The 24,228-nt window shown below is 68.0% G+C and carries 23 protein-coding genes; 17 read left to right on the top strand and 6 right to left on the bottom strand.

Going from position 1 to position 24,228, the window contains the following annotated elements:
- Positions 1 to 3: 3 nt before the first annotated feature.
- On the bottom strand, positions 4 to 1,425 hold the full coding sequence (locus ABIC50_RS05240) for a M20 family metallopeptidase (protein WP_354162045.1): 1,422 nt from the start codon (positions 1,423 to 1,425) through the stop codon (positions 4 to 6).
- Positions 1,426 to 1,588: 163 nt separating this feature from the next.
- Between ABIC50_RS05240 and ABIC50_RS05245 the strand changes: the two genes are divergently transcribed.
- The 4 genes from ABIC50_RS05245 (at position 1,589) to ABIC50_RS05260 (ending at position 5,391) form a co-directional block, all read left to right on the top strand.
- Entirely contained in the window at positions 1,589 to 2,545 is a 957-nt protein-coding gene (locus tag ABIC50_RS05245; RefSeq protein ID WP_354162048.1) for a LysR substrate-binding domain-containing protein, read from the top strand.
- Positions 2,546 to 2,609: 64 nt separating this feature from the next.
- Entirely contained in the window at positions 2,610 to 3,737 is a 1,128-nt protein-coding gene (gene mnmH, locus ABIC50_RS05250; protein WP_354162050.1) for a tRNA 2-selenouridine(34) synthase MnmH, read from the top strand.
- Positions 3,734 to 4,792 carry a permease gene (locus ABIC50_RS05255; RefSeq protein ID WP_175735626.1) on the top strand — a complete coding sequence of 353 codons (1,059 nt, stop codon included), beginning with the start codon at positions 3,734 to 3,736 and terminating at the stop codon, positions 4,790 to 4,792. Before mnmH ends, ABIC50_RS05255 begins: the two co-directional genes overlap by 4 nt.
- Before the next feature lie 176 nt (positions 4,793 to 4,968).
- Positions 4,969 to 5,391 (top strand): hypothetical protein, encoded by a 423-nt coding sequence (locus ABIC50_RS05260; RefSeq protein ID WP_006754649.1) that lies wholly within the window; start codon positions 4,969 to 4,971, stop codon positions 5,389 to 5,391.
- Positions 5,392 to 5,450: 59 nt separating this feature from the next.
- On the opposite strand, the gene ABIC50_RS05265 is transcribed toward ABIC50_RS05260, so the two are convergent.
- Positions 5,451 to 6,284, bottom strand: coding sequence for an ABC transporter permease (locus ABIC50_RS05265; protein WP_175665149.1), 834 nt, complete (start codon positions 6,282 to 6,284; stop codon positions 5,451 to 5,453).
- Between the two features lie 6 nt (positions 6,285 to 6,290).
- Positions 6,291 to 7,205 (bottom strand): nodulation factor ABC transporter ATP-binding protein NodI, encoded by a 915-nt coding sequence (gene nodI / locus ABIC50_RS05270; protein ID WP_012363817.1) that lies wholly within the window; start codon positions 7,203 to 7,205, stop codon positions 6,291 to 6,293.
- Between the two features lie 327 nt (positions 7,206 to 7,532).
- On the opposite strand from nodI, the gene ABIC50_RS05275 reads away from it, so the two are divergent.
- Positions 7,533 to 8,030, top strand: coding sequence for a universal stress protein (locus ABIC50_RS05275; RefSeq protein ID WP_011656788.1), 498 nt, complete (start codon positions 7,533 to 7,535; stop codon positions 8,028 to 8,030).
- A gap of 101 nt (positions 8,031 to 8,131) precedes the next feature.
- On the opposite strand, the gene ABIC50_RS05280 is transcribed toward ABIC50_RS05275, so the two are convergent.
- The 3 genes from ABIC50_RS05280 to lexA are packed head-to-tail and all read right to left on the bottom strand — an operon-like array spanning position 8,132 to position 9,890.
- Positions 8,132 to 8,848 (bottom strand): DUF2939 domain-containing protein, encoded by a 717-nt coding sequence (locus ABIC50_RS05280; RefSeq protein WP_354162053.1) that lies wholly within the window; start codon positions 8,846 to 8,848, stop codon positions 8,132 to 8,134.
- A gap of 29 nt (positions 8,849 to 8,877) precedes the next feature.
- Positions 8,878 to 9,216 (bottom strand): hypothetical protein, encoded by a 339-nt coding sequence (locus ABIC50_RS05285; RefSeq protein ID WP_006754654.1) that lies wholly within the window; start codon positions 9,214 to 9,216, stop codon positions 8,878 to 8,880.
- Positions 9,217 to 9,242: 26 nt separating this feature from the next.
- On the bottom strand, positions 9,243 to 9,890 hold the full coding sequence (lexA, locus tag ABIC50_RS05290) for a transcriptional repressor LexA (RefSeq protein WP_006754655.1): 648 nt from the start codon (positions 9,888 to 9,890) through the stop codon (positions 9,243 to 9,245).
- Positions 9,891 to 10,154: 264 nt separating this feature from the next.
- Here lexA and ABIC50_RS05300 point away from each other — a divergent pair, with 264 nt between their 5' ends.
- The 12 genes from ABIC50_RS05300 (at position 10,155) to ABIC50_RS05355 (ending at position 23,865) form a co-directional block, all read left to right on the top strand.
- A complete protein-coding gene (locus ABIC50_RS05300) occupies positions 10,155 to 11,192 on the top strand; it encodes a sulfate ABC transporter substrate-binding protein (protein ID WP_354162058.1) in 1,038 nt (345 codons plus the stop codon).
- 146 nt (positions 11,193 to 11,338) lie between these two features.
- Positions 11,339 to 12,238, top strand: a complete 900-nt coding sequence (gene cysT / locus ABIC50_RS05305) for a sulfate ABC transporter permease subunit CysT (protein ID WP_354162061.1) — start codon at positions 11,339 to 11,341, stop codon at positions 12,236 to 12,238.
- The gene (gene cysW, locus ABIC50_RS05310; protein ID WP_012363820.1) at positions 12,235 to 13,182 is read left to right on the top strand and encodes a sulfate ABC transporter permease subunit CysW; all 948 of its coding nucleotides are present in this window, start codon (positions 12,235 to 12,237) and stop codon (positions 13,180 to 13,182) included. The genes cysT and cysW overlap by 4 nt, the downstream gene beginning before the upstream one ends.
- A 13-nt stretch (positions 13,183 to 13,195) precedes the next feature.
- Positions 13,196 to 14,254 carry a sulfate/molybdate ABC transporter ATP-binding protein gene (locus tag ABIC50_RS05315; RefSeq protein ID WP_011656793.1) on the top strand — a complete coding sequence of 353 codons (1,059 nt, stop codon included), beginning with the start codon at positions 13,196 to 13,198 and terminating at the stop codon, positions 14,252 to 14,254.
- Between the two features lie 79 nt (positions 14,255 to 14,333).
- Positions 14,334 to 15,260, top strand: a complete 927-nt coding sequence (locus ABIC50_RS05320; RefSeq protein WP_006755334.1) for a CysB family HTH-type transcriptional regulator — start codon at positions 14,334 to 14,336, stop codon at positions 15,258 to 15,260.
- A gap of 212 nt (positions 15,261 to 15,472) precedes the next feature.
- A complete protein-coding gene (locus tag ABIC50_RS05325; protein ID WP_354162063.1) occupies positions 15,473 to 15,709 on the top strand; it encodes a hypothetical protein in 237 nt (78 codons plus the stop codon).
- Positions 15,710 to 16,095: 386 nt separating this feature from the next.
- Positions 16,096 to 17,046: a sugar ABC transporter substrate-binding protein gene (locus ABIC50_RS05330; RefSeq protein ID WP_011656795.1), complete on the top strand. Its 951-nt coding sequence runs from the start codon at positions 16,096 to 16,098 to the stop codon at positions 17,044 to 17,046.
- Positions 17,047 to 17,191: 145 nt separating this feature from the next.
- Complete coding sequence (locus tag ABIC50_RS05335) at positions 17,192 to 18,805, top strand: sugar ABC transporter ATP-binding protein (protein ID WP_354162066.1); 1,614 nt, start codon at positions 17,192 to 17,194, stop codon at positions 18,803 to 18,805.
- A complete protein-coding gene (locus ABIC50_RS05340) occupies positions 18,802 to 19,821 on the top strand; it encodes an ABC transporter permease (RefSeq protein ID WP_012363824.1) in 1,020 nt (339 codons plus the stop codon). Before ABIC50_RS05335 ends, ABIC50_RS05340 begins: the two co-directional genes overlap by 4 nt.
- Positions 19,822 to 19,857: 36 nt before the next feature.
- Positions 19,858 to 20,889, top strand: a complete 1,032-nt coding sequence (locus tag ABIC50_RS05345) for a LacI family DNA-binding transcriptional regulator (protein ID WP_006759468.1) — start codon at positions 19,858 to 19,860, stop codon at positions 20,887 to 20,889.
- A complete protein-coding gene (gene rbsK, locus ABIC50_RS05350; RefSeq protein ID WP_354162069.1) occupies positions 20,886 to 21,812 on the top strand; it encodes a ribokinase in 927 nt (308 codons plus the stop codon). Before ABIC50_RS05345 ends, rbsK begins: the two co-directional genes overlap by 4 nt.
- Positions 21,813 to 22,101: 289 nt before the next feature.
- The gene (locus ABIC50_RS05355; RefSeq protein WP_354162072.1) at positions 22,102 to 23,865 is read left to right on the top strand and encodes a methyl-accepting chemotaxis protein; all 1,764 of its coding nucleotides are present in this window, start codon (positions 22,102 to 22,104) and stop codon (positions 23,863 to 23,865) included.
- The last annotated feature ends 363 nt before the right edge of the window (positions 23,866 to 24,228 follow it).

The raw sequence follows: 24,228 nt of genomic DNA on the forward strand, positions 1-24,228 counted from the left end.
GCGTTACAGGGCGGCGCCGGCCGCGGCGAGGGCCGCGCGGCGAACGGGCGGCGCGGCGTCGCCGAGATCCCAGAAGAGGCCGGCCATCATCTGCAGTCCCTCGCGCACGACGCTCGCGAGCAGGTGCTCATCGGAAGCGTGCTGCGAGCAGGCCGGATACGAGTGCGGCACCCACAACGTCGGCAGCCCGAGCGTATCGGCGAACACTTCGTTCGGCAGCGTGCCGCCGAGGTTCGGCAGGATCGCGGGCTTCTTGCCGGTCGTGCGCGCGAGCGACGCGACGGCCCACCGGACCCACGGATCGTCCGGCGGCAGGCGCGTCGCCGGCGCGCCGCGTTCGACGTCGATCTCGACGTCGGCGAAGCCATGCGCATCGAGATGCGCGCGCAGGTGCGCATGCAGCGCTTGCCAGTCGGTGCCGACCACGAAACGCAGTTGGCAGTGCGCATACGCGACGGGCGGAATCGCATTCACCGGATGGTCGGGATTGCCGGCCTTGAACGCGAGAATCTCGAACGCGTTCCAGCCGAACACGCGCTCGGCGGCGGAGAGTCCAGGCTCGCCCCAGTCGGCGTCGAGCGCCGGATCGCCGGGGCCGCCGCCGACGGACAGGTCGGCGAGGGCGGCGCGCACGGCGGCCGGGATCGGCGGGGGACGCAGGCCCGTCACGCGGATCGCGCCGCGCGCGTCGACGAGGCTGGCGAGCGCGTTCGCGAGCACGGTCGCCGGGTTGCGCAGCAGGCCGCCCCAGTTGCCGGAGTGATGGCCGCCGTCGCGGGCGCGCAGGCTCAGCTTGAAGTTGACCGCGCCACGCGAGCCGAGGAACACGGTCGGGCGTTCGGCGGTCACGCGCGGCCCGTCGGACGCGATCAGCACGTCCGCCGCGAGCGCGTCGCGCTCCTGGCGGCACAGCGCGTCGAGGCCCGGCGAACCCGCTTCCTCGCCCATCTCGATCAGCAGTTTCGCGTTGAAGCCGAGCCGGCCGCCGCGCGCGTCGAGCACGCTCGCCAGCGCGGCCAGGTTGATCGTGTGCTGGCCCTTGTTGTCGGCGCTGCCGCGGCCGTACCAGCGATCGCCGTCGACGGTCAGCGTCCACGGTGACAGCGGCGCGCGCCATTGCGCGTCGTAGCCGCGCACGACGTCGCCGTGGCCGTAGATCAGGACGGTCGGCAGCGCGTCGTCCTCGTGGCGCGACGCGAGCAGAAACGGCCCGCCGCCGACGACCGGGTTCTCGACGATCCGCGACGTGAAGCCGAGGCGCGCGGCCTCCGGCGCGATCTCGTCGGTCAGGTACGCGCGCAACGCGGCGCCCGCGCCACTGTCCTGGCTTTCGGTGCGCAGCCCGACGCGGCGGCTCAGGGTGGCGAAGAATGCGCCCGATTCGAACTGGTTCAGCGCGTGCTGGATGGCGGCGGTACGGCTCAAGAGGTGACTCCTTTCTCGGTTTTTCCGGCGGGCGCGGCGCGCACGGCGGGAAGTGCGATCGATTCTAGGAAGCCGTTTTTTTTGTCACAATGATCGAATTTCGAACATTTCGTTGCCGAAAAGGCAAAGCAAAACAGCCCGGCCGACGGGCCCGGAGAGAACGATGGCGGCTTTCCTACATGGTCTTGCGCTGCGGTACTTCGTCGAAGTGGCGCGCACCGGGTCGATCAGCGACGCATCGGCGCGGCTGCACGTGGCCGTCTCGGCGATCAGCCGGCAGATCGCGAAGCTCGAGAGCGAGCTGGGCGCGCCGCTGTTCGAGCGGCGGCCGCGCGGGATGACGCTGTCGGAGGCCGGCGAACGGCTGCTGGGCTTCGCGCAGCGCAGCCTGCTGGAGGCCGAGCACGTGATGAAGGAAATCGGCGGGCTGGAGGCGCTGCACGGCAGCCTGCTGAAGATCGTCTGCTCGGAAGGGTTCGCGATCGATTTCCTGCCGGGCGCGCTCGCGGGCTTCAAGGCGCGCCACCCGGGCGTCGACTTCTCGGTGTGGGTCGTGTCGCCGGCGGAGGCGACGCGGCGCGTGCGCGACGGCGACGCCGACATCGGGCTGACGTTCAGCCTGGCGCCGGAGCAGGGCGTGCGCGTGGAACACACGGAGCGTGCGCCCGTCTTCGCGCTCGTGCGGCGCGACCATCCGCTCGCGGCGCGCGACTCGGTGTCGCTCGCCGACGTCGCGCGGCACCCGCATGTGCTGCCGGAGGCCGGCACGACGGTGCGCCAGCTGATCGACATCGCGTGCGTGCTCGACGGGCTCATGCTCGAGCCGGAACTGACCAGCAACAACACCGCCGTGATGTACCGCTACGCGCAGCGTACCGGCGCGGTGATGTTCACGGGGCTGCTGTCGGTCCGCGACCGCTTCGACTCGGACGGCTTCGTCGTCGTGCCCGTCACGAACCCGCAGCTGCGCGAGCGCAGCATCCAGGTGCAGACCATGGCGGGGCGCGACCTGCCCGCGTCGGTACGCGCGTTCCGCGACCATCTGGTCGACGTGATGAGCGCCGCGTCGCCTCCGCCCGTTGCCGTGGTGCGCGGCCCGAGACGCCCGGGCATGAGATAATCGCGAATCCGCCTTCCGTGCCCGTGCGGCTCACCGAGCCGCATCGCCCCTGTTCGACGCCAAATTGAAGAACCTGATTGTCACCCTCGATCGCGCTGGCGAGTTCGACGAGATCATCGACGTGCGTACGCCGCTCGAGTTCGCCGAGGATCATATTCCCGGCGCGCTGAACGCACCCGTGCTCAGCAACGAGGAACGCGTGATCGTCGGCACGATGTACCGTCAGGTGTCGCCGTACGAAGCGACGCGCGTCGGCGCGGCGATGGTCGCACGCAACATCGCGCGCCATCTCGACACCACGTTCGCCGACCGTCCGCGCAACTGGCGGCCGCTGATCTACTGCTGGCGCGGCGGCAAGCGCTCGGGCTCGATGACGACCTGGTTCAACCTGATCGGCTGGCAGGCGCGGCAGCTCGACGGCGGCTACAAGTCATACCGCCGCTCGGTGTGCGCGACGCTCGACACGCTGCCCACGCGGTTCCGCTACATCGCGCTCGTCGGCCATACGGGCTGCGGCAAGACGCGGCTCCTGAACGCGCTGCGCGACGAAGGGGCGCAGACGCTCGACCTCGAGGCGCTCGCCTGCCACCGCGGCTCGCTGCTCGGCGCATTGCCGGGTGTGCCGCAGCCCGCGCAGAAGTCGTTCGATTCGGGCCTCGTCGGCACGCTGGAGCGTTTCGACCCCGCATGGCCCGTCTTCGTCGAATCGGAAAGCCGCAAGATCGGGCTCGTGCAGTTGCCGCTCGCGTTGATGGACGCGTTTCGCGCGGGGCCGTGGGTGCAGGTCGAGGCCGCGCATGACGAACGCATCGCGTTCCTGCTCGAGGACTACGCCCACCTGTTCGACGACCCGGCCGCGTTCAAGGCGCAGCTGCATCGCCTGATTGGCCTGCACAGCCGGGAGGAGGTCGCGCGCTGGAACGCACTGATGGACGCGAACGCGCGCGCCGAACTGTTCGGCACGCTGATCGACAAGCATTACGATCCTGCGTATGCACGCACCTATCGATCGTCGTACGCCAAATCGAACCGCGTGCTGACGTTCACGTTCCGGCCGAATGCGGCCGACGTGCGCCAGCAGGCGCGTGCGCTGCTCGACGCGCTCGCGCGCGCCGGGCTTCCGGCGTCGCCCGTCGCCGGCAACGCAGCAGGATCCGACACCCACACAAACCAATCGACCACCACACGATGACGACCACACGCACCCAACCCAATCCGGCGCTCGGCTGGATGACCTTCCTGCTGATCGCAGTCGCGGGACTGTTCTACGTGAAATGGTTCCCGTACTACAACAAGGCATTCGTCGCCGCCGAGCATCATTCGATCGGCCAGTCGATCCTGATGGGCACGTCGGCGAGCGCGCCCGAGCCGTCGCTGAAGGCGGCGCTCGACTACGCATGGGCATACGGCAAGGCGATCTGGCAGGCGATGGTGCTCGGCCTGTTGCTCGGTTCGGCCGTGCAGGCGCTGCTGCCCGCGCACTGGGTCGCACGCGTGCTCGGTCGTACCGGCTTCGGCAGTGTCGCCGCGGGCGGCCTGCTGTCGCTGCCCGGCATGATGTGCACGTGCTGCGCGGCGCCGGTCGTCGCCGGCCTGCGCGCGCGGCACGCGTCGCCGGGCGGCGCGGTCGCGTTCTGGCTCGGCAACACGGTGCTGAATCCGGCCGCGCTGGTGTTCATGGGCTTCGTGCTCGGCTGGCACTGGAGCGCGCTGCGGCTCGTGCTCGGCATCGCGATGGTGTTCGGGATCGGCTATCTGCTGAACCGCATCGCGCGTCCCGAGGACCGCAGCATCGACGACGCGCAACTCGCCGCGCTGGTGGCCGGGCAGGCCGCGGCCGGCAATCCGTTCGTCCGCTGGATCAAGCTGCTCGTGCGGATGGCCGTGCGGCTCGTGCCCGAATACATCGTGCTCGTGCTGCTGCTCGGCGCGGCGCGCGCGTGGCTGTTCCCGCATATCGGCCCGGACATCGGCAACCATCTCGGCTGGATCATCGCGTTCGCGGTCGCGGGCACGTTGTTCGTGATCCCGACGGCCGGCGAGGTGCCGATCATCCAGGCGATGCTGTCGCTCGGCATGGGCGTCGGCCCGGCCGCCGCGCTGCTGATGACGCTGCCGCCGATCAGCGTGCCGTCGCTCGCGATGCTCGCGCGTTCGTTCAAGCCGTACATGCTGGCGATCGTCACGGCCCTCGTGGTCGTGTTCGGGATCGCGAGCGGGCTGCTCGCGATCGCGTTCGGGTTCTGACGAACGCGCACGGGACGGCCAGCCGGCGCGAACAAGCGCCGGGCAGCCGGCGACCGGCCCTGCGGGATGGCCGCCGCGCCGCGCGCTGACCGATCCCGCCGCGTGATCGTCGTATTCATCCGGCGCCGCCGCTTCGCACGTGCGGCGCCCTTTACAAGAAGCAAACAGGAAAACGCATGACCCAACCGAAGATTCATCCTCGACTCGAAAAGGCGCTGACGCGCGGCGATCTCGCGATCCGCCAGGCCAATTCCGCGCGGGCGACTGCCGTGCTGAACGCGCTCGGCACGATGATCATCGAGGCCTCCGCCACGATCGGCGTCGAGGCCAGCATCGAGATTCCGCAGGGCGACCGCATTTACGATCCGGTGAACGGCCTGTGGCCGCAGAAGATGCTGGTGTCGTTCGACGGCCCGGTCGCCGAAGCCGACGCGGAAGAGCTGCGTGCGGTCTATCTGATCGCCGACGATCCGGGTACCCAATTCCGCGTCGAATGGCATCGGGCGGACGGCAAGCTCGGTCGCCAGGAAGGCGGCCCGCTGGCGACCGTCGCATTCCTGACCGACGTCGAAATTCCGTGGAGCGATGACGACGAATAACGTCGTCCGAATGGCGTCTCAAAGTCTTCGCATCGGGCCGGCGCCGGATGCGCCGGCCGTCAGCGCATCATCCGCCGCCGGAACAGCCACGCGCAGACGAGGAACCCGCCGATCGCATAGCCGGCGAGCACCGCGAGATGCAGGCCGACGTCCGTCGCCGGCCGGCCGAGCATCGCGGGCCGGATCAGTTCGACCGCGTTCGCGAGCGGCAGCACGTGCGCCGCGCGCTGCGCGATCGGCGGCAACTGCGTGAGCGGGAAGAACACGCCCGACAGCAGCAGCATCGGCGTCAGCACGAGCGTCTGATAGAACATGAAGAAGTCGTAAGACGGCGCGAGCGCCGTGACGATCATCGCGGTGCTCGCGAACGCGAGGCCGGCGAGCGCGATCACGGGCAGCGCCGCGAGCATCGACGGAAAGTGCGCATAGCCGAGCAGGCCCGCGACGAGCATGATCGCGACGCCCGACAACAGCGCCTTGCTCGCACCCCAGACAATCTCGCCGAGCACGATGTCGCCCAGCGAGAGCGGCGTGTGCATGATCGCTTCCCAGGTGCGCTGCACGTGCATCCGCGAGAAGCCCGAATACATCGACTCGAAGCTCGCGGACATCATCACGCTCGAACCGACCGTGCCGGCGGCGAGGAACGCGATATACGACACGCCGTCGACGTGGCCGAGCATCAGGCCGAGCCCGAATCCCAGCCCGAACAGGTAGATCATCGGATCGGCGAGATTGCCGAACATGGATGCGAGCGCGAGCTTGCGCCACACGAGGTAGTTGCGTCGCCACACGGCGATCCAGTTGGTCGCGTTCGCGGGCAGTGCCATCGCGAAGCGTGACTCGCGGGGCGGCGCGGACGGTGCCGCGGCGGAATAGTTGCGTGCGTCCATGATCGATCAGTCCTGCATTTCGCGGCCCGTGAGCCGCAGGAACACGTCTTCCAGATTGGCCGGGCGATGCAGATAGCGCAACCCCGTGCGTCCCTTGAGTCGCGCACTGAGCGGCTCGGGATCGGTCACGTAGCAGAACAGCGTTTCGCCGCTGATCTCGGTGTGCTTCGCGAACGGCGCCAGCTCGTCGCGCAACGCGACCGGCTCGGGCCCGTAGATCTCGATCACGTCGCAGCCGATCTCGGACTCGATCAGCGCATGCGGCGCGCCTTCGGCGATCTTGCGGCCTTCCTCGATCACGCACAGCCGGTCGCACAGGCGTTCGGCTTCTTCCATGAAATGCGTGGTGATCAGGATCGTCTTGCCGCGCGCCAGCAGCGAGCGCAACCGCTCCCACATCAGGTGGCGCGCCTGCGGATCGAGGCCTGTGGTCGGTTCGTCGAGCACCAGCACGTCGGGATCGTTGACGAGCGCGCGGGCGAGTGTCAGACGCCGCTTCATCCCACCCGACAGCTCGCCCACCTTGGCATCGGCCTTGTTTTCCAGTTTCGCGAATTCGAGCAGCGGCTGCACGAGCGCGCGTGCAGCCTGCGCCGACATCCCGAAATAGCGGCTGAACACCAGCAGGTTTTCGCGGACCGTGAAGTCCGGATCGAGGTTGTCGAACTGCGGGACGACACCGACGCGCCGGCGCGCATGCCGGGCGCGCGTCGGAACGGGTTCGCCGCACAGTGAAATGGCGCCGGCATCGGGATACACGAGGCCGAGCAGCATCTTCAGCGTCGTGGTCTTGCCGGCGCCGTTCGGCCCGAGCAGGCCGTAGCATTCGCCGGCCTGCACGTGGAAGGAGAGGTCGTTGACGACGAGCTTGTCGCCATAGCGCTTTTCAACGTTCCGGAAATCGATCGGTGCAACGGACATGGGCAGGTTGTCGTTGTAAGCGGGCGCGGACGCGTTTCGCGGCCGGCCGGCTGGGCATGCGGGCCGGCGAACGGATCGGGCGAATGCGTGTCACATGGGCATGACCGGGGCGAACGCACGTCGAGGGTACGAACGGGCCATTCTAGTGCATCGGCTGCGTCTCTTCAGCGCATGCCGGTGCGGCATGGTGCGTCGGCGCACGGATCGTGCACCGCATCATCGCCGGCGCGGCCCGCGTGGCGAATCAGCGTTTTCCATCCCTTGCGTCCTCAATTGCGGCGCACCATGATGAGTGCATAGTGCACGTAGTCGCGATAGGGAGGTTTCATGGCTAGCTACAACAAGATTCTGCTGTGCTACGACGGCACGCTCGAGGGGCGCAAGGCATTGCGGTGCGGTGCCAACCTCGCGCTGGACCTGAAGGCGGAAACGCATTTGCTGTCGGTCGTCGACATGCGCTCGAGCATCGCGCAAAGCGCCGGGTTGCTGACCGACGTCGCGTGCGGCCGCTTCGAGGAAACCGCGCGCGAGATCCTGCAGGAAGGCGTGAACTGGCTGCGCGAGCGCGGCGTTCAGGCGGAAGGCCATTTCGCGTTCGGCTATCCGATCGACGAAATCGCGAATCTCGCGACGGAGTTGAAGGCCGACCTCGTCGTCGTCGGCCATCGGTGCCGCAGCGGGTTGTCGAGATGGTGGATGGGGTCGGGCAACACGCAATTGCTCGATCGCGTGAACTGCAGCATTCTGGTCGCGTGTTCGTCGGCCGAAGAGCAAAAGGCCGAGATCGCGCGCGAACGCGAAGCGGCCATCTCGAACGGCAAGTAACGCAGCAATCGCGTGAACGGCCGGATGGCCTGCGATTCAGGCGCGGTCGCGCGCAGTGCCGCATCGGCGGCATCGAGCACGACCGTGACGACTGCGATTGCTCAGGCGTGCAGGTCGATCGCGGACAGCTTCCACGAGAACAGGCCGAAGCGGCGGAAGACCGCCGCATAGCGCGTGCCGTCGGCGCTGCGCTGGTAGGTCACGACGAATTCATCGATATTCCGGTAGCCGGCACTCGTTTGCTGCGGATGACCCGCGTCGGTCGGGCTCGCCGGGGCGGGTGCGGGTGCGGGCGTGGGTGCGGGCGCCGGCCCGGATGCAGCCGACGCGGTGGCATTGCTGCCCGGCACGGGTGCGCTAGCCGGATTGGCCGGCGGCGCGGCCGGTGCGTTGCCGGGCGCACTGCCTGACGGCGGGCCCGACCAGTCGGGTGGCCGCTCGCCCGGATTACCGCGCGGCGGGATGCCGCTCATCAGCGCCGCCACCCCTTCCGGTGTCGCATACGCATCGACCAGCGGGCCGATCAACGCCGATCCGATCAGCGCGCCAATCACCGCGAACGGATTGTCCTTCTTCACCGCGTCGATCCGGCGCATCAACTCTTCCGTGACCTGCTGCTTCAGGCTGATGCGCAACGACGGAAAGTCGACATATTCGCTGACCGCCTGCGAATCGCGCGCGTCGATCGCCGATTTCAGGCGACCTAGCGCGACGTACGGCGACGCGTATGCATAGCCGAGCGCCGCCAGGACGGCGACGGCCAGCACGACGATCAGCAGGGGCTTGAGCCGCCACGCGCGGCCCGAAGATCCAGTCACGATGCCTCCGGTGCGAACAGGTTCCGCAATCAGAGACCGCCGTGCGTGGACGATCGTTCCTCGGCGATGCAGCGATCGATCATCCGGCACACGGCATCGATCGTCCCCACCATGATCAGCCGCGACCGACCGTGATAGACGCGCACGGGCGCACGGCGCGCCGGTTCCGCGTGATTCAGGCCGGCATTCAGCGAGACCCGCGCGAATGCGGGAAGCGCCGACGGCAGCAGCGACGCCTGCCGTTCAACTGCGACTTCTTGGCTCACCACGGGCGCCGCGGCGGACAGCGGCGCGCAGGGCGTGCGGCCGCGCAGATGACGCAGGCGACCGAATTGACGGAAAGGCAGCAAACGGGAAAGGCGTTCCATGGTGTTCTCCTCAGCGAGACCGATTGTCAGAGTTCGCCCGAGCGGATCAGCCCGACGGCGATGCCTTCCAGCGCGAATTCCGCGCTGCCGGCCTTGACGAAGATGTTTTCGTAATCCGGGTTCTCCGCGATCAGCTCGAGGCCGCCGGGCCGGCGCATCAGGCGCTTGACCGTGACGTCGTCGCCCAGACGCGCGACGATGATCTGGCCGTCCTTCGCTTCCGTGCGCTTCTGCACGGCGAGGAGGTCGCCGTCGAGAATGCCGGCGTCGCGCATCGACAGGCCGCGCACCTTCAGCAGGTAGTCGGGCTTGCTCGTGAACAGCGCGGGATCGCATGCGTAATGCTGCGAGATGTGCTCCTGCGCGAGGATCGGGCTACCGGCCGCCACCCGGCCGACGAGCGGCAGCGACAGCTGCATCAGCCCGGCGTGCGGCAGCGTGAACTGGTGCGGCGCATCGTCGATGCCGAGCAGGCGAATGCCGCGCGACGCGCCGGCGGCCAGCTCGATCACGCCCTTGCGCGCGAGCGCCCGGAGGTGTTCCTCGGCCGCGTTCGGCGAGCTGAAACCCAGCTCGGCCGCGATCTCGGCGCGCGTGGGCGGGAAACCGGAGCGCTCGATCGCCCGGCGGATCAAGTCGAACACTTGCTGCTGACGTGCGGTGAGTTTGGTCATGGCTTAACTGTATGGATAGACAGTGAGCTGTATTTTTATACAGTACTTCGCGAATTTCAAGTGTTACTTGAGGTTCGACGCGATCGCGCCGATTCCGCCGCGATTTCGCGACGTCCGGACGCCGGTTTGTCTGCCGCAACCGTCCGCCCAGTCTGCGTTAGCACTTTTGAGTATTAAAAAATGAAGAACGATTATTTTTAATCATGTAACCCGTTCGCTAGACTGGCCCGACATCGCAACATCGACAACACTGGAGAACCAAGGATGGCGAAGCGCAATACGGGGCTGGTGGGCGGAGCGGGCCGCCTGATCGCGACACTCGCGCTGGGCGCGGCGGCGGCGCTGGGCGTCGTCACGCATGCGCAGGCCGATACGACCTTCCTGAACGTGTCGTACGACCCGACGCGCGAGCTGTATCAGGACTTCAACCAGGCGTTCGGCAAGGCGTGGAAGGCGAAGACGGGCGAGACGGTCAACTTCAAGCAGTCGCACGGCGGCTCGGGCGCGCAGGCGCGCTCGGTGCTCGACGGCCTGCAGGCCGACGTCGTCACGCTGGCGCTCGCCTACGACATCGACGCGCTCGCCAACAAGGGGCTGGTGAACAAGGACTGGCAAAAGCGCCTGCCGGACAACGCATCGCCGTACACGTCGACGATCGTGTTCCTCGTGCGCAAGGGCAACCCAAAAGGGATCAAGGACTGGGACGACCTGACCAAGCCGGGCATCTCGATCGTCACGCCGAACCCGAAGACCTCAGGCGGTGCGCGCTGGAACTACCTGGCCGCATGGTCGTATGCCGTGCACAAGCCGGGCGGTAACGAGCAGGGCGCGAAGGAATTCGTGACGAAGCTCTACAAGAATGCAGGCGTGCTCGATTCGGGCGCGCGTGGCGCGACGACGAGCTTCGTGCAGCGCGGGATCGGCGACGTGCTGATCGCGTGGGAGAACGAGGCGTTCCTGTCGATCAAGGAATTCGGCACCGACAAGTTCGAGATCGTCGTGCCGTCGGTGAGCATCCTGGCCGAGCCGCCCGTCGCGGTGGTCGACAAGGTGGTCGACAAGAAGGGCACGCGCAAGCTGGCGGAGGCCTACCTGAATTTCCTGTACAGCCCGCAGGGCCAGGAGATCGCCGCGCGCAACTACTACCGTCCGCGCTCGAAGAACGTGCCGGGGGAGCTGACGAAGCAGTTCCCGAAGCTGAAGCTGTACACGGTCGACGACACGTTCGGCGGCTGGACGAATGCGCAGAAGACGCATTTCGCGGACGGCGGCGTGTTCGACTCGATCTACAAGCCGCAGTAACGCGAACAGTAACACCACGCAGCAAACCCATAACGACAGCGGCGCGCCACGATAGCGCGCCGCATCCCCGACGGCCGCCGGCGCGATTCCCCGCGCCGGCGTTTGCGTCGGACCCATGAGCAGCATCGACCCAGCAAGAGCATCCGATGACGACGTACACCTTTCGCAAGCCGAGCGCGCTGCCCGGCTTCGGCGTGACGCTCGGCATCACGGTGGCCTATTTGAGCCTCGTGGTGCTGATCCCGCTCGCCGCCACGTTCCTGAAGACCGCGACTTTGTCGTGGGACCAGTTCGTCACCGCCGTCACGTCGCCGCGCGTACTCGCGTCGTACCGGCTGACGTTTTCCGCCGCCCTCGGCGGCGCATTGATCAACGCCGTGTTCGGCTTTCTCGTCGCGTGGGTGCTGGTGCGCTACCGGTTCCCGCTCAAGCGCCTCGTCGACGCGATCGTCGACCTGCCGTTCGCGTTGCCGACCTCGGTCGCGGGCATTTCGCTTGCAGCCGTCTATGCGACCAACGGCTGGGTCGGCCAGTATCTCGCGCCGTTCGGCATCAAGATCGCGTTCACGCCCATCGGCGTGCTGGTGGCGCTGACCTTCATCGGGCTGCCGTTCGTCGTGCGCACCGTGCAGCCCGTGCTCGAGGATTTCGAGCGCGAGCAGGAGGAGGCCGCCGCGTGCCTCGGCGCATCGCGCTGGCTGACGTTCCGCCGCGTCGTGTTGCCGGCCGTGCTGCCGGCGCTGCTCACCGGCTTCGCGCTGGCGTTCGCGCGCGCGCTCGGCGAATACGGGTCGGTGATCTTCATCGCCGGCAACGTGCCGATGAAATCCGAGATCACGTCGCTCCTGATCATCACGAAGCTCGAGCAGTACGACTATGCGGGCGCGACCGCGCTGGCGGTCGTGATGCTGGTCGTGTCGTTCCTGATGCTGCTCCTGATCAACACGCTGCAGTGGTATCTGCAGCGTCGTACGAGCAAGGGGGCGAGCGGCCCCGCGCCGGCGAGCGCAACCATTGCCGCGACCGTCCAGGGAGGCCAGCAATGAGCCAGGAGTCCAGTGCCGTGCTGAACAATCCGTCCGCCGCGCGCGCGCGCGCCGCGAAACGGCCCGACCCCGTCAGCGAGTCGCGCGTCGTGCGCTGGCTGCTCACGGGCATCGCGCTGGCGTTCCTCGCGTTCTTCCTCGTCGTGCCGCTCGCCGCGGTGTTCTTCGAGGCGCTGCGCAAGGGCGTCGGCTTCTATCTCGAATCGCTCGCCGATCCGGACGCATGGTCGGCGATCAAGCTGACGCTGACGGTCGCCGTGATCGCGGTGCCGCTGAACCTCGTGTTCGGCGTGTGCGCGTCGTGGGCGATCGCGAAGTTCGAATTCCGCGGCAAGGCGTTGCTGACCACGCTGATCGACCTGCCGTTCTCCGTGTCGCCGGTGATCTCGGGCCTCGTCTACGTGCTGCTGTTCGGCGCGCAGGGCTGGCTCGGGCCGTGGCTGCAGAACCACGACGTGCAGATCATCTTCGCGGTGCCGGGCATCGTGCTCGCGACGATCTTCGTCACGTTCCCGTTCGTCGCGCGCGAGCTGATCCCGCTGATGCAGGCGCAGGGCACCGACGAGGAAGAGGCCGCGCGCGTGCTCGGCGCGTCGGGCTGGCAGATCTTCCGGCGCGTGACGCTGCCGAACGTGAAGTGGGGCCTGCTGTACGGCGTGATCCTGTGCAATGCGCGCGCGATGGGCGAGTTCGGTGCGGTGTCGGTCGTGTCCGGCCACATTCGCGGCGTCACCGACACGATGCCGCTGCACGTCGAGATCCTGTACAACGAATACAACTTCGCGGCGGCGTTCGCGGTGGCGTCGGTGCTGGCGCTGCTCGCGCTCGTCACGCTCGCGCTGAAGCTGCTCGCCGAGCGTCATCTCGCCGCCGAACTGGCCGGCGCACGCGATGACGTTCCCGCTCATGCCGGCCCCGTCGCCGCCATTTCGTCGAAATCGTAAAGAGGCAACCAGAATGGGTATCACCGTCCGTCACCTTCAGAAGCGCTTCGGCGATTTCACCGCGCTCGACAACGTGTCGCTCGACTTCCCCGCGGGCGAGCTCGTCGCGCTGCTCGGGCCGTCCGGCTGCGGCAAGACCACGCTGCTGCGCGTGATCGCGGGCCTCGAGCACGCGGACGCCGGCCAGGTCGTGCTGCAGGGGCTCGACGTCGCGTCGGTCGGCGCGCGCGATCGCCAGGTCGGCTTCGTGTTCCAGCATTACGCGCTGTTTCGCCACATGACCGTATTCGAGAACGTCGCGTTCGGGCTGCGCGTGAAGCCGCGCCGCGAGCGGCCGTCGGAAGCCGTGATCCGCGACAAGGTGCACGAGCTGCTGAAGCTCGTGCAGCTCGACTGGCTCGCGCAGCGCTATCCGTCCGAGCTGTCGGGCGGCCAGCGCCAGCGGATCGCGCTCGCCCGCGCGCTCGCGGTCGAGCCGAAGGTGCTGCTGCTCGACGAGCCGTTCGGCGCGCTCGACGCAAAGGTGCGCAAGGAACTGCGTAGCTGGCTGCGGCGCCTGCACGACGACCTGCACATCTCGACGATCTTCGTCACGCACGACCAGGAAGAGGCGCTGGAAGTGGCCGACCGGATCGTCGTGCTGAACCGCGGGCACGTGGAGCAGGTCGGCAGCCCGCAGGACGTCTACGATCATCCGCAAAGCGCGTTCGTCTACGAGTTCCTCGGCGCGGCGAACCGCCTGCCGGGCACGGTCGCCGGCCGTGGCTTCGTCGCCGAGGGCGCGGCGGCGCCGATCGCGGTCGATGCCGATTTCGCGGGCCCCGCGAACGCGTACGTGCGGCCGCACGATCTGCAGCTGTGGCCGGCCGGCGACGGTCATCGCGACGGCATCGCGGTGGACGTGCGCCGCGTGATCCCGCTCGGCGGCTCGGTGCGGGTCGAACTCGAGGCGCGCACGGGCGGCGCACTCGAAGCGGAACTTGATCGCGACGCGTGGCGTGCGCTCGCGCTGCAGGTCGGCGACGGTGCGACGGCCGTGCCGCGCGCGGTCCGGGTATTTCCCGCACACTGACGCCGAGCCCGGTAAAGAGAAGAGGGCGGATACCGCTCCGGAGCGACATTCGAACAACGACAGCCTAAGAGGCATACCCATGAATTTTCAGCAATTGCGTTTCGTGCGCGAAGCCGTGCGGCAGAACATGAACCTGACGGAAGTCGCGAACGTGCTGTACACGTCGCAGTCGGGCGTGTCGAAGCAGATCAAGGATCTCGAGGACGAACTGGGCGTCGACATCTTCATCCGGCGCGGCAAGCGGCTCACGGGGCTCACGGAGCCCGGCAAGGCCGTGCACCAGCTGATCGAGCGGATGCTGCTCGACGCCGAGAACCTGCGCCGCGTCGCGCGCCAGTTCGCGGACCAGGACAGCGGCCACCTCGTCGTCGCGACCACGCACACGCAGGCGCGCTACGCACTGCCGAAGGTGATCCGGCAGTTCACCGACGTGTTCCCGAAGGTGCATCTCGCGCTGCGCCAGGGCAGCCCGCAGCAGATCGCGCAGATGATCCTGAACGGCGAAGCCGATCTCGGCATCTCGACCGAGGCGCTCGACCGCTATCCGGACATCGTGACGTTCCCGTGCTATTCGTGGCACCACACGGTCGTCGTGCCGAAGGGGCATCCGCTCGTCGGCCGCGAGAACCTGACGCTCGACGAAATCGCCGAGTATCCGATCATCACGTACGACCAGGACTTCACGGGCCGCTCGCACATCGACCAGGCGTTCACGCAGGCCGGCGCGGTGCCCGACGTCGTGCTGACCGCGATCGACGCGGACGTGATCAAGACCTACGTCGAGCTCGGGATGGGGATCGGCGTCGTCGCGGCGATGGCCTTCGATCCGCAGCGCGACACGGGCCTCGTCGCGCTCGACACGCAGCACCTGTTCGAGGCGAGCACGACGCGCGTCGGGCTGCGCAAGGGCGCGTTCCTGCGCGCGTATGCGTACCGGCTGATCGAGATGTTCGCGCCGCAGCTGAACGAAGCGGAAATCGCCGCGCAGCTGCGCGAAACGGTCTGACGGCGGGGCGATGTTCCGGGGGGCGCGGCAAGCACCCGCCGGATGTGCTGCGCGATGGCTGACATGGCGACGGTTTCGCGTCGTCATGTCATGGCGAGCTGAGCTGACGCGTCGAACCGGCGATCGACGTCGTCGGTGACGATCCGCCCTGCCACGCGCGGCCACCGTCACGTATGTGCCGATCAAACAGAACAACAAGACGGCACATTCGCATGCCTCGCGTCGACTTCTCCAGCGACGCGCATTTTTTCACAAAGATACGATTTAATGCACCGGAACGCGGATCGACAACCCGCGTCGCCAGCGCGCTGCGCTGCGCGGCCGGCGCCGCGCCCGACTCGAGCCTGCCGCGGCGAGCGCAACGCAACGCCTCGCATCGCATCGCGCCGAATGAAACCGGAACAGCGCACACGTGGAAAACGCAAACCAAAGCCGACGCACAAGCCTGATCCGACGAAGGCCGATCATTGAATCCGAAAACGGTTTCTCTATTTCGTCCACGATCGCAACGAAGCGCCACCATCGAATTCGATGTAACGCGCCGCAATCTGCAAGCGTCGCAGCGTGCTCCGAATAAACCCTTAAATATTGGTCAGACGGGTTGCGCGTCGAACCGAAACGGTACAGCATAGCTTTCACTCCGCCGGCTTCCCGCCGGCGGTGGCGTGTCGACGACAGCGCGCCAGGCAGTCGGCCGTCTGCCTGCTTCCATTCCTTGGTACCGACAAGCAGCATCGATGGCCACTGCCCGGGTAATTGGGCGCAAACGTTTGCTCGCATTAAAACAACAACCAGACAACAATCGGCCCCACGGGCCAGTCGCCAGGAGATGTGTATGAATGTCCTCTTTCGCCGTCGTTTCCTGACTGCCGCGCTTGCCGCCGTCGCGGTCGCCGCCGCACCGGCCGTCCACGCGCAAGCGGGGGCCAAGCCGAAGGTCGCGCTCGTGATGAAGTCGCTCGCCAACGAGTTCTTCCTGACGATGGAAACCGGCGCGAAGGAATACCAGAAGCACAACGCCGGCCAGTTCGACCTGATCACGAACGGCATCAAGGACGAGACCGACACCGCGAACCAGATCCGCATCGTCGAGCAGATGATCGTGTCGAAGGTCGACGCGATCGTGCTCGCGCCGGCCGATTCGAAGGCGCTCGTGCCGGTCGTGAAGAAGGCGGTCGACGCGGGCATCATCGTCGTGAACATCGACAACCGGCTCGACCCCGACGTGCTGAAGTCGAAGAACCTGAACGTGCCGTTCGTCGGCCCCGACAACCGCAAGGGCGCGCGCAAGATCGGCGACTACCTCGCGAAGCGGCTGAAGGCGGGCGACCAGGTCGGCATCCTCGAAGGCGTGTCGACGACGACCAACGCGCAGCAGCGCACGGCCGGCTTCCAGGATGCGATGAAGGCGGGCGGGATGAAGGTCGTGTCGGTGCAGTCGGGCGAATGGGAGATCGACAAGGGCAACGCGGTCGCGTCCGCGATGCTCAACGAATATCCGAACCTGCGCGCGCTGCTGTGCGGCAACGACAACATGGCGATCGGCGCGGTGTCGGCGGTGCGGGCCGCGGGCAAGCAGGGCAAGGTGTTCGTGGTCGGCTACGACAACATCAACGCGATCAAGCCGATGCTGAAGGACGGCCGCGTGCTCGCGACCGCCGACCAGTACGCGGCGAAGCAGGCCGTATTCGGCATCGACACGGCGCTCAAGGCGATTGCCGAGCATCGCAAGCAGGCCGACATGACCGGTGTGGTCGAGACGCCGGTGGATCTCGTGACGAAGTAACGCCGCCCCGTCGCGGCCGCCGCCCTCAAGAATCCGGGCCGGCGGCCGTTATACGGAGTGAGCGCGATCACGGCCACTGCATGCACATGCACTTGTGAGCGTCATACCCGCGCGTCGCGTGCGCGCGGCCGCAATCAGGATCGCGATGGAACCGACCTTCCAACCCTCCCGTTCAGCCGTTCCCGTGCTGTCCGTCTCCGGCGTGGGCAAGACCTACGCCGAACCGGTGCTCGCCGACGTCACGCTGACGCTCGCACCGGGCGAGGCGCTCGCGCTGACGGGCGAGAACGGTGCAGGAAAGAGCACGCTGTCGAAGATCATCGGCGGGCTCGTCGACCCGACGACCGGCACGATGCAGCTCGGCGGGGAGGCCTATGCGCCGGCGAGCCGCACGCAGGCCGAAGCGCTCGGCGTGCGCATGGTGATGCAGGAGTTGAACCTGCTGCCGACGCTGACGGTCGCCGAAAACCTGTTTCTGAACCGTCTGCCGCGACGCTTCGGCATCATCGATCGCGCGCGGCTGCATGACGACGCGCAGGTGGCGATGGCGCGCGTCGGGCTCGACGCGATCGACCCCGACACGCCGGTCGGAGCGCTCGGCATCGGCCACCAGCAGATGGTCGAAATCGCGCGCAACCTGATCGGCGACTGCCGCGTGCTGATCCTCGACGAGCCGACCGCGATGCTGACCGCGCGCGAGGTCGAATTGCTGTTCGAGCAGATCGATCGGTTGAAGGCGCACGGCGTGGCGATCGTCTACATCTCGCACCGGCTCGACGAGCTCGCGCGCGTCGCCGAGCGCGTCGCGGTGCTGCGCGACGGCCGGCTCGTGCACGTCGGCGACATGGCCGCGACGACGTCCGACGGGCTCGTCACGCTGATGGTCGGGCGCGAGATCGGCGAGCACATCGATCTCGGCCCGCGCCGGATCGGCGCGCCGCGACTCGCGGTGTCGGGCATGACGCGCGGCACGGCCGTGCAGGACGTGTCGCTCGAAGTGCGCTCGGGCGAAATCTTCGGCATCTCGGGGCTGATCGGTGCGGGGCGCACCGAATTGCTGCGGCTGATCTACGGCGCGGATACGCCGGACGCCGGGATGATCTCGGTCGGCGATCCGCTGAAGCCGGCGCGCATCGCTTCGCCCGTCGACGCGGTGCGGCACGGCATCGCGCTGATCACCGAGGACCGCAAGGGCGAAGGGCTGCTGCTGTCGCAGTCGGTCACGTCGAACGTGTCGCTCGGCCAGCTCGAGCGGCTCGCGCGCGGCGGCATCGTCGATACGGCGCGCGAAACGGCGCTCGCCGAGCAGCAGATCGACGCGTTGCGGATCCGCACGCACGGCGCAGCACAGCCGGTCGGCGAATTGTCGGGCGGCAACCAGCAGAAGGTCGTGATCGGCCGCTGGCTCGCGCGCGACATGGGCGTGCTGCTGTTCGACGAGCCGACCCGCGGAATCGACGTCGGCGCCAAATTCGAGATCTACACGCTGATGGGCGCGCTCGCGCGCGACGGCCGCGCGCTGGTGGTCGTCTCGAGCGACCTGCGCGAGCTGATGCTGATCTGCGACCGGATCGGCGTGATGTCGGCCGGCCGCATGACCGCCGTGTTCGAACGCGGCAACTGGACCCAGGATGCGCTGCTGGCCGCGGCGTTCGCCGGCTTCGGCCGCGACGCGCTGCCGGAAGGCGCGCGTCACCCGGATGCGCAAGCGGCGCCGCGCGCGGCTTCCGGCACTTCGACCACAGGACGACAGCAATGACCCAGCCTCCCGTATCCCCGAGCGACGCAGGCGCGCAGCAGGACGTGACGGGGCGCCGCGCGCGCACGCTGTCCGGCACGCGGCTCGGCCTGTCGAACTATCTCGGGCTCGCCGGTGCGCTCGCCGCGATGATCGCGCTGTTTTCGGCGCTGAGCTCGCATTTCCTGACCTACGATACGTTCAGTACGATCGCGAACCAGATCCCCGATCTCGTCGTGATGTCCGTCGGGATGACCTTCGTGCTGATCATCGCCGGCATCGACCTGTCGGTCGGCTCGGTACTCGCGCTGGCCGCGTCGATGGTCAGCGTGGCCGCGCTGAAATGGCAGTGGGGGCCGCTGCCGGCCGCGCTGATCGGGATCGCGGTCGCGACCGCGACCGGCTCGCTGACCGGCGCGATCACGGTAGGCTGGCGGATTCCGTCGTTCATCGTGTCGCTCGGCGTGCTCGAGGCCGCGCGCGGCGTCGCCTACCAACTGACGAATTCGCGCACGGCCTACATCGGCGACGCGTTCGATTTCCTGTCGAATCCGATCGCGCTGGGCATTTCGCCGGCGTTCCTGATCGCGGTCGCGGTGATGATCGCGGCACAGTTCGTGCTCACGCGTACCGTGTTCGGGCGCTATCTCGTCGGGATCGGTACGAACGAGGAGGCCGTGCGGCTCGCCGGGGTTAACCCGCGGCCGTATAAAATCCTCGTATTCGCATTGATGGGCGCGCTCGCCGGGCTCGCGTCACTGTTCCAGATCTCGCGGCTCGAGGCCGCCGATCCGAACGCGGGCGCGGGCCTCGAACTGCAGGTGATCGCGGCCGTCGTGATCGGCGGCACGAGCCTGATGGGCGGGCGCGGCTCGGTGATCAGCACGTTCTTCGGCGTGTTGATCATCTCCGTGCTGGCCGCGGGCCTGGCGCAGATCGGCGCGAACGAGCCGACCAAACGGATCATCACCGGGGCGGTGATCGTGGTGGCGGTCGTGCTCGATACGTATCGCAGCCGGCGCGCGCGCGCCCGGTAAGAACTACACAGAAAGCAGACCAGAGAGAAACGGGAAATGGCGACGATCAAGGATGTGGCGGCCATGGCGGGCGTGTCGTTTACGACCGTGTCGCACGTGGTGAACAATTCGCGGCCGGTGTCCGCGGACGTGCGTGCGAAGGTCGAGGGCGCGATCCGTGAGCTGAATTACGTGCCGTCGGCCGTGGCGCGCTCGCTCAAGGCGCGTTCTACGGCGACCATCGGACTCGTCGTGCCGAACAGTACGAATCCGTACTTCGCGGAGCTTGCGCGCGGCATCGAGGATCAGTGCGCGGCCAACGGCTATTGCGTGTTCTTCTGCAACTCGGACGACGATCCCGTGAAGCAGCGCAACTACCTGCGGGTGCTGCAGGAAAAGCGCATCGACGGGCTGATCGTCGCATCGGCCGGCGAGGATGCGGTGCTCGCGCAGACGCTCGCGCATGCGCATGCGCCGCTCGTCGTCGTCGACCGCAACATCGAGGGGCTCGCGGCCGACCTCGTGCAGATCGATCACGAACGCGGCGCGTATCTGGCGACGCGCCACCTGCTCGAACTCGGGCACGCGAAGATCGGCTGCATCACCGGGCCGACCGACACGGCCGTCAGCGCGATGCGCGTGCACGGCTTCATCCGCGCGATGGCCGAGCGCGGGATCGACATCGTGCCGGGCGCGATCGCGGAAAGCGATTTCTCGTGCCTCGGCGGCTATCACGCGGCGTCGCGGCTGTTCGAGTCGGTGCATCCGAGCGCGATTTTCGCGGGCAACGACCTGATGGGCGTCGGTGCGCTGCGCGCGGCGGCCGAGCGCGGATTGCGCGTGCCGGACGACTGCTCGATCATCGGCTTCGACGACATCGAATTCTCCCGCTACACGTATCCGGCGCTGTCGACGGTCGGTCAGTCGGTGCGCGCGCTCGGCGAAATGGCCGCGCAGACGCTGATCGAGCGGATCGGCGGCGGCTCGACGGCTGCGCCGAGCCGTCGTCGCGTTGTGTCGCCGCGCCTCGTGCTGCGCGAATCGACGGCGATCTACCGCGAGCCGGCCGCGCCCGGCGCTCGCGCATGACGGCGCGCACCGCGGGCGCCGGCCGCGTGACGGTGGTCGGCAGCCTCAACATGGATCTCGTCGTGCGGGCGCCGCGGCTGCCGCTGCCGGGCGAAACGCTCGCCGGCCATGCGTACGCGCAGGCGGCGGGCGGCAAGGGCGGCAACCAGGCCGTCGCGGCCGCGCGGCTCGGCGCGCAGGTCACGATGATCGGCTGTGTCGGCGCGGACGCGCACGGCGCCACGCTGCGGGCCGGCCTCGAAGCCGAAGGCATCGATTGCGCGCGGCTCGCGACGAGCGCGGCGGCGTTGACCGGTGTCGCGCTGATCGTCGTCGACGACGCGAGCCAGAACACGATCGTGATCGTCGCGGGCGGCAACGGCGAAGTCACGCCGGAGACGGTGGCGCGGCACGAGGCCGCGCTGGCCGCGACCGACGTGCTGATCTGCCAGCTCGAGACGCCGCCGGACGCCGTGTTCGCGGCGCTGTCGGCCGGCCGGCGGCTCGGCCGCACGGTGGTGCTCAATCCTGCGCCCGCGGTCGCGCCGCTGCCGGACGGCTGGCTGCCGCTGGTCGATTACCTGATTCCGAACGAAGTGGAGGCGGCAGCGCTCACCGGGCTGCCAGTGCGCGACCCGGCCGACGCGGAAGCCGCGGCGCGGATGCTGCAGGCGGGCGGCGCGCGCAACGTGCTGATCACGCTCGGCGCGCGCGGCGTGCTCGCGCTACTGGCCGACGGCGCGGCGCGCCACTATCCGGCGCCCGTCGTGCAGGCGATCGACACGACCGCGGCCGGCGATACCTTCATCGGCGGTTTCGCCGCGCGGCTCGCCGCGGGGGAAGACGTCGATACCGCGATCCGCTTCGCGCAACGCGCGGCGGCGCTGTCGGTCACGCGCGCGGGCGCGCAGCCGTCGATTCCCACCCTCGCCGAACTGGCCTGACAGGCCGCGGCGCGCACCGTGGCCGGCGCCTGCGAAAGCAGGCGGCCGGCTGTCTGGCTATCTCTTCCTGATCGGCCCGAACCCGACATTCGCTTTGCCATCTCCGGGCACGGGCCGGCGTGTTACGCACCCTATTATTCAGCAGAATGCAATAAACAGATCAATTACGGAGAAAATTGACGTCAATACCATCAAGTTGTGCGGCGAACGGTCGTAAATGCATCGGGGCGAAACACTGTTTCGAAAAACGGGCGTGGCCCGTTCATGACGACGCAACACAGGAAGAATGATGGTGATCGGAAACCTGACGATACGTGCGCGCATCGGTCTGACGATGGCGTTTCTCGCGGTGCTGCTGGGGTTGGTCGGCGTGCTGGGCGTGTACGGGATGACGCGCTCGAACGACGCGACACGCGAAATCTTCACGAACCAGATGCCGAGCGCGGTCAACGTGGCGGTGGCGGAAATGTACGCGGCGCGCGAGCGCCTGGCGCTCGATCGCGCCGCGCTGCTGGCCGGCTCGCCTGACTCCGCTGCCGCGGTGGAGCGCAGCCGCGCGATGCGCACGCAGTCCGACGCGTGGTGGCAGAAGTACCTCGCGCTGCCGCGCGGCCCGGAGGAAGACCGCCTCGCACAGGACGTCGCCGCGAAGCGGCTGGCGTTGCAGCGCAGCTGCGACGCGTTCGGCGGCGCGATCGCGACGGGCGACCACGACCGGATCGGCGAGGGCGCCAAGCAGCTCCAGATGCTGTACAACGAGCTTTCGATCTCGGGCGAAGCGCTGCGCAATTTCCAGTTCAGCTACGCGCAGGCGGACTTCGAGCGCGCGGAATCGGTCTACGACACGCTGCGCGTGCTGTCGATCGTCGTGCTGGTGGCCGGCCTGATCGCCGCGGCGCTGTCGTGGCTGACGCTCAGCCGCGCGATTGGCCGTCCGCTCGCCGACGCGCTCGCGCATTTCGACGCGATGGCCGCGGGTGACCTGCGCCGCTCGATCGTCGTGCATCGGCGCGACGAAATGGGCCAGCTGCTCGACGGCCTCGCGCGGATGCAGCGCGGCTTCGTCGATACGGTGCGCACGGTGCGCGGCGGCAGCGAGTCGATCGCGACCGCGGCGCGGCAGATTGCCGCCGGCAACATCGACCTGTCGTCGCGCACGGAAGAACAGGCGTCGGCGCTGCAGGAAACCGCGTCGAGCATGGAGCAGCTGACCGGCACGGTGAAACAGAACGCGGACAATGCGCGGCAGGCAAGCTCGCTGGCCGCGAACGCGTCGGAGATTGCAAACAAGGGCAATACGGTGGTCGGTCAGGTGGTCGGCACGATGGGCGAGATCAACGACAGTTCCGCGAAGATCGCGGACATCATCGCGATCATCGAGGGAATCGCGTTCCAGACCAACATCCTGGCGCTGAACGCGGCCGTCGAAGCCGCGCGTGCGGGCGAGGAAGGGCGCGGCTTCGCGGTCGTCGCGGGCGAGGTGCGCAGCCTCGCGCAGCGCTCGTCGAGCGCGGCCAAGGAGATCAAGGCGCTGATCGACGCGTCGGTGGACCGCATCCGCACGGGCTCGACGCTGGTCGACGAGGCCGGCCGCACGATGAGCGACGTGATCGCGGCCGTGCAGCGCGTGACGGACATCATGGGTGAAATCGCGGCCGCATCGGAGGAGCAGAGCGGCGGCATCGACCAGGTCGCGCGCGCGGTCGCGCAGATGGATGAAGTCACGCAGCAGAACGCCGCGCTCGTCGAGGAAGCGGCGGCCGCCGCGCAGTCGCTCGACGAACAGGCCGCGCGCCTGCGCGACACGGCGGCGGTCTTCCGGATCGACGACGATGCGGCGCAGCCGGCAGCCGCTCCCGCTGCACGTCAGGCGCCGCGCGCGGTGTCCGCGCCGGCTGCCGTGCCGGTGAGCTCGCCCGCACCGGCTGCGGCGCGCGACGATCGCGACGCAGCGCCCAAGCGTGCGGCGCCGGTACGCAAGCCGGCGGGCGCGTCCGCAGCGACTGCACCGGCCGCCGCGACTGCCGGCGGGGACGACTGGGAAACGTTCTGATTCGCGGCGCGCCGCGCCTCTATTCCTTGCGCATCTATCCCTATTTGGCAGCACACGACGCCCGCTACTGCGGGCGTCGTCGTTTCGGCCACCGATCGAATGTGACAGCGCGTATGAACGTTCGCACAACGTCGCGTGTCGCATGCGCGCACCAGCGCTACGGGTATCTCCGGACGATGCGAAAAAAATTTGTAACGGTGCTCGCCGCATGTCGTCGTAAACGTGCGCTCGAACGTCTAGTGATGAAGGGGAGTGAAGGGCGCGCTGACGACGGAGGTGGCCAACGCGTGAGACGTTCCGATGCTGGACGAGACGCCGCGGATGCAGTTTCTGCGGCACGGGAGATCAATTGTAAAGCGTCAA

The sequence above is a fragment of the Burkholderia sp. 567 genome (assembly GCF_040545115.1).
GTDB lineage: Bacteria > Pseudomonadota > Gammaproteobacteria > Burkholderiales > Burkholderiaceae > Burkholderia > Burkholderia ambifaria.

Excerpts from the sequence above, each read along its gene's own strand:
- ABIC50_RS05245 (WP_354162048.1), top strand. The coding sequence starts at position 1,589 with ATGGCGGCTTTCCTACATGGTCTTGCGCTGCGGTACTTCGTCGAAGTG.
- ABIC50_RS05255 (WP_175735626.1), top strand. The coding sequence starts at position 3,734 with ATGACGACCACACGCACCCAACCCAATCCGGCGCTCGGCTGGATGACC.
- ABIC50_RS05260 (WP_006754649.1), top strand. The coding sequence starts at position 4,969 with ATGACCCAACCGAAGATTCATCCTCGACTCGAAAAGGCGCTGACGCGC.
- ABIC50_RS05265 (WP_175665149.1), bottom strand. The coding sequence starts at position 6,284 with ATGGACGCACGCAACTATTCCGCCGCGGCACCGTCCGCGCCGCCCCGC.
- nodI (WP_012363817.1), bottom strand. The coding sequence starts at position 7,205 with ATGTCCGTTGCACCGATCGATTTCCGGAACGTTGAAAAGCGCTATGGC.
- ABIC50_RS05275 (WP_011656788.1), top strand. The coding sequence starts at position 7,533 with ATGGCTAGCTACAACAAGATTCTGCTGTGCTACGACGGCACGCTCGAG.
- ABIC50_RS05285 (WP_006754654.1), bottom strand. The coding sequence starts at position 9,216 with ATGGAACGCCTTTCCCGTTTGCTGCCTTTCCGTCAATTCGGTCGCCTG.
- lexA (WP_006754655.1), bottom strand. The coding sequence starts at position 9,890 with ATGACCAAACTCACCGCACGTCAGCAGCAAGTGTTCGACTTGATCCGC.
- ABIC50_RS05300 (WP_354162058.1), top strand. The coding sequence starts at position 10,155 with ATGGCGAAGCGCAATACGGGGCTGGTGGGCGGAGCGGGCCGCCTGATC.
- cysT (WP_354162061.1), top strand. The coding sequence starts at position 11,339 with ATGACGACGTACACCTTTCGCAAGCCGAGCGCGCTGCCCGGCTTCGGC.
- cysW (WP_012363820.1), top strand. The coding sequence starts at position 12,235 with ATGAGCCAGGAGTCCAGTGCCGTGCTGAACAATCCGTCCGCCGCGCGC.
- ABIC50_RS05315 (WP_011656793.1), top strand. The coding sequence starts at position 13,196 with ATGGGTATCACCGTCCGTCACCTTCAGAAGCGCTTCGGCGATTTCACC.
- ABIC50_RS05320 (WP_006755334.1), top strand. The coding sequence starts at position 14,334 with ATGAATTTTCAGCAATTGCGTTTCGTGCGCGAAGCCGTGCGGCAGAAC.
- ABIC50_RS05325 (WP_354162063.1), top strand. The coding sequence starts at position 15,473 with ATGCCTCGCGTCGACTTCTCCAGCGACGCGCATTTTTTCACAAAGATA.
- ABIC50_RS05330 (WP_011656795.1), top strand. The coding sequence starts at position 16,096 with ATGAATGTCCTCTTTCGCCGTCGTTTCCTGACTGCCGCGCTTGCCGCC.
- ABIC50_RS05335 (WP_354162066.1), top strand. The coding sequence starts at position 17,192 with ATGGAACCGACCTTCCAACCCTCCCGTTCAGCCGTTCCCGTGCTGTCC.
- ABIC50_RS05340 (WP_012363824.1), top strand. The coding sequence starts at position 18,802 with ATGACCCAGCCTCCCGTATCCCCGAGCGACGCAGGCGCGCAGCAGGAC.
- ABIC50_RS05345 (WP_006759468.1), top strand. The coding sequence starts at position 19,858 with ATGGCGACGATCAAGGATGTGGCGGCCATGGCGGGCGTGTCGTTTACG.
- rbsK (WP_354162069.1), top strand. The coding sequence starts at position 20,886 with ATGACGGCGCGCACCGCGGGCGCCGGCCGCGTGACGGTGGTCGGCAGC.
- ABIC50_RS05355 (WP_354162072.1), top strand. The coding sequence starts at position 22,102 with ATGGTGATCGGAAACCTGACGATACGTGCGCGCATCGGTCTGACGATG.